This window comes from Candidatus Frankia alpina, assembly GCF_902806485.1.
Taxonomy (GTDB): Bacteria; Actinomycetota; Actinomycetes; order Frankiales; family Frankiaceae; genus Frankia; species Frankia alpina.
In genome coordinates this window covers 1-1,350 of the sequence record NZ_CADCWT010000471.1, presented here as the reverse complement: position 1 = coordinate 1,350, position 1,350 = coordinate 1, and the positions used below count along the sequence as shown (strand labels likewise).

Here is a 1,350-nt window from a genome sequence, read left to right as displayed (position 1 = left end):
GTGGCCTGCTGCAACCGGGGAAGACGCAGCCCCGGTCCCGGGCGACCAGCGCACGGCGGAGGTCGCCCGGGACGGTGCGCTGCGTGCGGCCGACGTCGAGGGGGACGCTGGCGGGGTCGAGGATGATGCGGCTGACGGCGGCGTCGCAGGCGAGGCGCCGCACGGTGGCGCGTGACAGGGGCTGACCCCAACTGGTCGACGCGGCCGGCCCGCCGCGGCCGACCAGGGTGGGCCAGGGGATCGTGACGGTGAGGTGCGGGCGCACTCCGCCGGAGATGGGAACGGCGGAGGCATCGAGCGCGCGGTGCACAAAGTCGACGAGGGCGTCGGCGCGGCGGCGAGCGGGGCTACGCGGGTCGGGAGTGCCGTCGACGGCGGGCATGTGGGCGGCGAGGCTGTCGAGCGCGGTGCGAAGCAGAGCGGCGGCTTCCGCATCGAGTTCGCCGCTGATCCGGGTCATGCCGTCGGACAGATCGGTGATCCACAGGCGACGGCGATCCGCTGGATCGCCGTCGCCATCTCCGGCGTCGGTGGTATCCCTCTTACCAGCACCCTTACCGCCGTCCGGGGGGCTGTCGGCGTCTGCGTCGCCGGCGCCGTCGTTGTCGCCAGCGCCGTTGCCCCCGGGGTCGGGATCGTCGCCGCCGGGACTGGTATCGACGTCGGTGAGGCGTTCACGGATGTGACGGCCGAGCCGGGCGAGTTCCGCGGGGTCGAACGTGGCGGCAGAGGTGAGCAGGAACTGTTCGACGGAACGTCGGGTGGCGACGTCAACGCCGCGGGGCAGGGAGCGAAGCGCGAGGTGGATCGTCTGGGCCTGTTCGACGCTGATCGTGCCGGCGATCAGGGCGGCACCGGTCGCGGCCAAATCGTCGTCCACGGCCAAGGCCAGGTCCACCAGCCGCTGGGCGTCGACGGGGCGGATGCGTAGCCGAGCACGGATCAGGGCGGCGGTACTCGTCGCGCCTTCCCGCAGCGCGCTGCCTCGGCCATGCATCTCCCGCACCAGACCGAGACGGACCGCGGCGAGACGGGCCAGCAACGCCGCGCAGTCCAGAACCGCGCCGTCGAGCTCGGGATCGGACAGCCCCCAGCCGGGCATGTGCACCGCCTGCCCGACCGTCGCGCGAGCTCCGACAGGGCGGCCAGCAGCCGCGGACAGCCCGCCAGGCCACCACCATCAGAATCGCTGCCGGTGTCAGTGGTTGAGCGCGGACCCGGATCAGCAGTGACGCCGGGGGCGAAGCCAGCGGCAGAGCGTGAGCCCTGGCCGGTGTCGGTGCCAGGGCCAGGGCCAGGGCTCGGGTCGACGGAGTCAGGACCAGGTGAAGGGCATGGGTCAGGGCCGGG

1 protein-coding gene is annotated in these 1,350 nt (G+C 73.4%); it reads right to left on the bottom strand.

The features are described from left to right. Nucleotides 1–1,102, bottom strand: a 1,102-nt coding sequence (locus G6R25_RS24000) for a 13E12 repeat family protein (RefSeq protein ID WP_235826544.1), incomplete at its 3' end; no start/stop codon positions are given. Nucleotides 1,103–1,350 lie beyond the last annotated feature (248 nt).